Origin of the sequence: Muribacter muris (assembly GCF_001038205.1) — a bacterium.
Lineage (GTDB): Bacteria > Pseudomonadota > Gammaproteobacteria > Enterobacterales > Pasteurellaceae > Muribacter > Muribacter muris.
On the sequence record NZ_JWIZ01000082.1, the window covers coordinates 1 to 5,136 of the forward strand.

Consider the following 5,136-nt stretch of genomic DNA (forward strand, 5'->3'; position numbering starts at 1 on the left):
CTGTTTAAATAACAAGGAGTTTATCAAAAGATGCAGTGGATCACTTTTCGATGATCTTACTGCATCAGCCTGGCGCATTTTTGCATGATCATTAACATACTTGTTCATCTGAAATATCATTTTGCAGAACTTCGATAGCTCACTTCCCTAAAACAAGTTCCCCTCTTTCACAAAGAGGGGCTAGGGGAGATCTGTCATAAATACTTGTTCATCTGAAATACTATTTTGCAGAACTTCGATAGCTCACCTCCCCAAAACGAGTTCCCCTCTTTCACAAAAAGGATTAGAGAGATTTGGCAAAAATACCTGTTCATCTGAAATACCATTTTGCAGAATGTCGATAGCTCACTTCTCCAAAACGAGTTCCACTCTTTCACAAAGAGGGGTTAGGGGAGATTTAGCAGAAATACTTGTTCATCTGAAATACCATTTTGCAGAATGTCGATTTCTCACTTCCCCAAAACAAATTCTCTTCTTTCACAAAGAGGGGTTAGGGGGGATTTGGCAGAAGTAAATACTCGTTCATCTGAAATATCATTTTGCAGAATGTCGATAGCTCACTTCCCCAAAACGAGTTCCCCTCTTTTGCAAAGACGGGCTAGGGGAGATTTAGCAGAAGCCAAAACCGACCGCTTGCGTTTAAAGCGGAAACAGCATCGGTACAAGAAACACTGAAAGCAACATCACCAGCAGCATAAACGGTACGCCGACTTTGACAAAATCCATAAATTTGTAACCGCTTGGAGCAAGTACCATTGTATTCACCGGCGAAGAAACCGGCGTAATAAACGCAGACGACGCGGAAATTGCAACAATCATCGCAAAGGGTACCGGGGAATAGTGTAGCTGCTGGGCTATCGCTATCGCAATCGGCATCACCAAAATCGCAGTCGCGGTGTTGGAAATAAAGGCGTTAATCACCGCCGTAAATAAGAATAGCACGATCAGCATAAAGTGGATATCCAAGTCCTGCATAATCTCCAGTAAGACACCAACCACCCAGTCTATCCCACCGGTTTTTTGCAGCGCGATCGAAAACGGCATCATTCCGACAATCAAGACAATGCTCGGCCAATGAATAGCGTTGTAAGCACTTTTCATATCTACGCAGCGGAATTTGCCCAGCATTAAACAGGCGATCAGCGCGGCAATCACATTCGGCACAATCCCCGAAATCATCAGCACCACCATTGTCAGCACGGAAAACAGGGCGTGCGGCGCTTGGCTGATCGCCGGTGCAACATATTTGCTCTCCTCCGGTTCGTTCAGCAAGAAAAAATCCTTGTCGTTAGCCATTTTGAGTAGCTGATTCCACTCCCCCATTACCAACAAAACGTCCCCAAATTTTAGCGGAATGTCGATCATATTCTCTTGTAGTACTTTGCCGTCTCGTTTTAGCCCGACCACGCTCAAGCCATATACCGAGCGGAACTTCAGCTCGCTGATCGTTTTGCCGAGGCTCTCCGCCTCCGGCATTATCGAAAACTCCGACATTCCCACCGACTTGCTGTGGGCGGAAAAATAGTCGCCTTTTAACGCTACATTGCGTAAGCCAAATTGCGTACAGAGCTGCTCGAAATTATCCACTTCGGCGCTGAGATCCATCAACAGAATATCTTTTTGGTTGATCGTGGTCGTGCCGTAAGCCGGTAACACAAGGCTGCGTAGCCGTTTGACCCGCTGAATAGCGATAATATTCAGCCCGTACTGGTGGCGTAAATTCAGCTCGTTAATCGTTTTGGCGACAAACTCGGAATCCGCCCCGACCACAACCATTTTCGCCCGCCCTTGTAGCTGATAGGCTTCAATCAGTTGTTGAATGGAAGCGCCCTTATGCTCGGTCTGCACGATTTCACCGTTATCCAGCCAGTTGCGGGCAATCAGCATATAGCCAATGCCCAAGATCAACACTGCCACGCCAATTGGGGTGAAACTGAAAAAGTTCAGCCCGTCAAAACCGGCTTTAACCAATTCGGAATGCGCTACTAAATTCGGTGGCGTTGCGATTAGGGTCATCATTCCGCTAATCAAGCCGGCAACGCTGAGCGGCATCATCAACCGTTTCGGAGAGATCCCCATTCCGTGGCAAATCGCCAGCACCACCGGAATAAAAATCGCCACAATCCCTGTGGAACTCATAAACGATCCCAAGCCTGCAATCGAGAGCATCAGCAAAATCAGCACCTTCACCTCATTTGCACCCGCCACCTTCATCAGCCATTCGCTCACTTGATTGGCAATGCCCGTTCGTACCAGGCCTTCGCCGACAATAAACAGTAACGCAATCAAAATCACATTCGGATCGCTCAGTCCGGCAAACACTTCATTGACGGTTAAAATGCCGCTTAAACTGAGCAGGGTAATCACCAGTAATGCGACAATATCCATTCGCCATTTATTGCGGATAAACTGCCACACGGCAAAGATTAACAGGGCAAGCACCCAAAAAAGCGGGGAGAGTAAAAAATCAGGCAATATCGAGTATAAAGTTGGCATAATGCAAAAAAGACAGGCTAAAAGTGATGAAATTATAACGACTTTTCAACAACAAGCGGGCGGTTTTGATCAAAAATTTGCAATCTTGTGTCGCAAACACACCGAAATCGCAATTGAAGGCAGTGTCGGCACATCACTGCGCATTTATCGCTTTTTGAAACAAGGTAATTTTTGACATTAATTATCCGTTTCAAGCATTGAGGCAACATTGCAAAGCGGATAAAAAACGGTGGCACTCCGCCACCGTCTAAATTATTTTGCGTTATCTTTTTCCATTGCCAATGCAGATTGAATACTGCGTTCAATGGTCGGGCGTCGGGAATCATCTTCCGGCATCAACTTCAACATCATTCCCCACGTCATTGCCGCCATTTTGTAATCCTCTTTTTCAAAAGCATTGAAGGCGAGCAAGCTCAAGGCTTCCACATTGGTGTGATCGACCCGTATCACCTCTTTCAACACATTTTCGCCCTGCTCTTTATCTTTCGGATCAGCGGAAAAAAGCAATACCTGCGCGTAGCGTAACTTATATTGCAGATTGTCTGGCTGTAACTGGCTGGCTTTGGCGAAACTGTCCAACGCTAATTGCCCGTCATCTAACGCCATACCGAGTTGCCCCAGCATAAACCAGCTTTTATCGTCCTGCGGCGTTTTTTGCAGTTCAACCCGTAACGCCATCGCAAATTGGTTTAATTCTTGCTCGGATAAGGGATCGCTCTCTTCAGATTTAATCCTCTCATAAAAATAATCCAGTTTTTGATAGCTTTTCTCCAACATTGTGCCGCTAAACCACGAGCCGACCTGCCAATAGACACCGCCGCCCACCACGCCAATCAAGGCAATCAAGCCAATAAAGCCTGCCTTACCCCAGTGGCTTTTAGATACCGTTGCGGGCGATGCTTGTGCGGGAATATCGTCTAATAAGCTCTGCTGTAACTCCAGTTTGGCTTGTTCGGCATCTTCTATCTTGCCCTGTTCAAGCTCTTGTTCCACTTCTTGCAAACGGTCAAAATAGAACGCCTTATTTAACGCATCACGTTTTTGCTGTGAATAGTCGCTCGGTTTGCGTAGCAGGGGGTAAAATGCAATGCCCCCAAGGATCAGGGTCATCACCCCGACAATTATCCAAAACGCCATCATTATTCCTTTTCGTCTAAAATCTGTTTTAAGCGATCCTGATCGGGCATTTTTGCACTATTTTGTGCGTTTTCGACCGCTTGTCCCGCCGACTTTTTGCCTTTAAACAGTACCAATGCACCGATTCCGATCAACAACAGCGGCATCAGCCACAACAACAGGGTCGCAGGTGTGAGCGGCGGATCGTAGGTAACAAAATGACCGTAACGTTCCACCATATATTCAACCACTTCCTCTTTGCGTTTACCCTGCTTCAACAGTTCCAACGTTTTGTTGCGCATATCGGTCGCAATCGTGGCATTAGAGTCCGCAATATTGTTATTTTGACACTGCGGGCAGCGCAATTCTTGAATCAAACTGCGATAATCCACCTCTTGCTGCGGCGTATCAAATTGATGGGTTTCTATGGCGGCAAATACGCTCGGCACATAAAAACATAGCAGAATTAAGATTTTTTTCATTATGGGTTGCTCTGTTTTAAGCCTTCATAAATCGGTTTTAATGTATCACGCCAAACAGTTGGATTAACATCGCCGGCGTGGCGGTAATGAATTTTACCGTTGCCGTCAATAATAAAGGTTTCCGGTGCACCATACACGCCCAAATCTAAGCCTAACGAACCTTTCGGGTCATAAATAATCGCTTTGTAAGGGTCGCCGTACTGTTGTAGAAATTTCAAGGCTTTGGCTCGTTCGTCTTTATAATCAATCCCGACAATCTCGACCCCCTGTTTTGCCAGTTCGGTGAGATACTGATGCTCGACATAGCAGGTCGGACACCACGTTGCCCACACGTTCAACAAACGGGGTGAGCCGGTTTTGACGACATCCGTCGTCAGAAATTGATTCGCGTCCAACACGGATTCTAACTGAAAATCCGGTACGGTTTTGCCCACCAATGCGGATTCCAATGCTTTCGGATCATCGCCGTTCGCATTACGTTGAAGCTGCACGATAAACGCAACGATCAAGCCTAAAAAGATAATCAAAGGTAACAGCAGTTTTGTCTTCATTCTCTTTCTCAATTAGTGATTTGGTAAGCGGTAATGTCCGGTAATCTTAAACCGATGCAAAATATTCTCTTCTTGCGTTCCCCGCCCGATATTATGAATAATCAGTGGCGTGCCGTCCGCCGTTTTGCGATCCGATACAATCCCGATATGCACCAAATGGCGACCAAGATCCCAAGTTACAATATCACCGGCAAGATAGTCCCCTGTTGAAACGGTATAGCCTTGCCGCTGAAAATATGTGCGGATATTAGGCACACGGCGGTGGTCAATATTGCGGTCTGGCGCATTTAACTGCCATTTATTCGGGTAAAGACGAAAATGCTTGCGCATATCTTCGTGAATGAGCTGCTGCAAATCTATTTTTTGCGCACGCAATGCACGAATGACGACATCCGTACACACGCCTTTAACCGGCTCAACATCGCCCATCGGATAGTCCAAACGAGAATAGGCGGGATCGTAATACTTCGTTACCCCAATCTGCTTTCGGG

General features: G+C 46.3%; 6 protein-coding genes. 1 reads left to right on the plus strand and 5 read right to left on the minus strand.

Annotated elements, in window-relative coordinates:
* Window positions 1-639: 639 nt before the first annotated feature.
* Window positions 640-2,496: an SLC13 family permease gene (locus RO21_RS10610; protein ID WP_047977758.1), complete on the minus strand. Its 1,857-nt coding sequence runs from the start codon at window positions 2,494-2,496 to the stop codon at window positions 640-642.
* Window position 2,497: 1 nt separating this feature from the next.
* Here RO21_RS10610 and RO21_RS12990 point away from each other — a divergent pair, with 1 nt between their 5' ends.
* Complete coding sequence (locus RO21_RS12990; protein ID WP_157019782.1) at window positions 2,498-2,671, plus strand: hypothetical protein; 174 nt, start codon at window positions 2,498-2,500, stop codon at window positions 2,669-2,671.
* A gap of 77 nt (window positions 2,672-2,748) precedes the next feature.
* Here the strand turns inward: RO21_RS12990 and ccmI are convergent, their stop codons facing one another.
* The 4 genes from ccmI to RO21_RS10630 all read right to left on the minus strand — a co-directional run.
* Window positions 2,749-3,633, minus strand: a complete 885-nt coding sequence (ccmI, locus tag RO21_RS10615; RefSeq protein WP_047977759.1) for a c-type cytochrome biogenesis protein CcmI — start codon at window positions 3,631-3,633, stop codon at window positions 2,749-2,751.
* A gap of 2 nt (window positions 3,634-3,635) precedes the next feature.
* On the minus strand, window positions 3,636-4,094 hold the full coding sequence (locus RO21_RS10620; RefSeq protein ID WP_047977760.1) for a cytochrome c-type biogenesis protein: 459 nt from the start codon (window positions 4,092-4,094) through the stop codon (window positions 3,636-3,638).
* The gene (locus RO21_RS10625) at window positions 4,094-4,645 is read right to left on the minus strand and encodes a DsbE family thiol:disulfide interchange protein (protein ID WP_047977761.1); all 552 of its coding nucleotides are present in this window, start codon (window positions 4,643-4,645) and stop codon (window positions 4,094-4,096) included. The genes RO21_RS10620 and RO21_RS10625 overlap by 1 nt, the downstream gene beginning before the upstream one ends.
* A gap of 12 nt (window positions 4,646-4,657) precedes the next feature.
* Window positions 4,658-5,136, minus strand: a 479-nt coding sequence (locus tag RO21_RS10630; protein ID WP_047977762.1) for a DUF1287 domain-containing protein, incomplete at its 5' end; no start/stop codon positions are given.

Bases quoted from the DNA above. Each gene is read 5' to 3' on its own strand.
- ccmI (WP_047977759.1), bottom strand. From the start codon at position 3,633: ATGGCGTTTTGGATAATTGTCGGGGTGATGACCCTGATCCTTGGGGGC.
- RO21_RS12990 (WP_157019782.1), top strand. From the start codon at position 2,498: ATGCAAAAAAGACAGGCTAAAAGTGATGAAATTATAACGACTTTTCAA.
- RO21_RS10610 (WP_047977758.1), bottom strand. From the start codon at position 2,496: ATGCCAACTTTATACTCGATATTGCCTGATTTTTTACTCTCCCCGCTT.
- RO21_RS10625 (WP_047977761.1), bottom strand. From the start codon at position 4,645: ATGAAGACAAAACTGCTGTTACCTTTGATTATCTTTTTAGGCTTGATC.
- RO21_RS10620 (WP_047977760.1), bottom strand. From the start codon at position 4,094: ATGAAAAAAATCTTAATTCTGCTATGTTTTTATGTGCCGAGCGTATTT.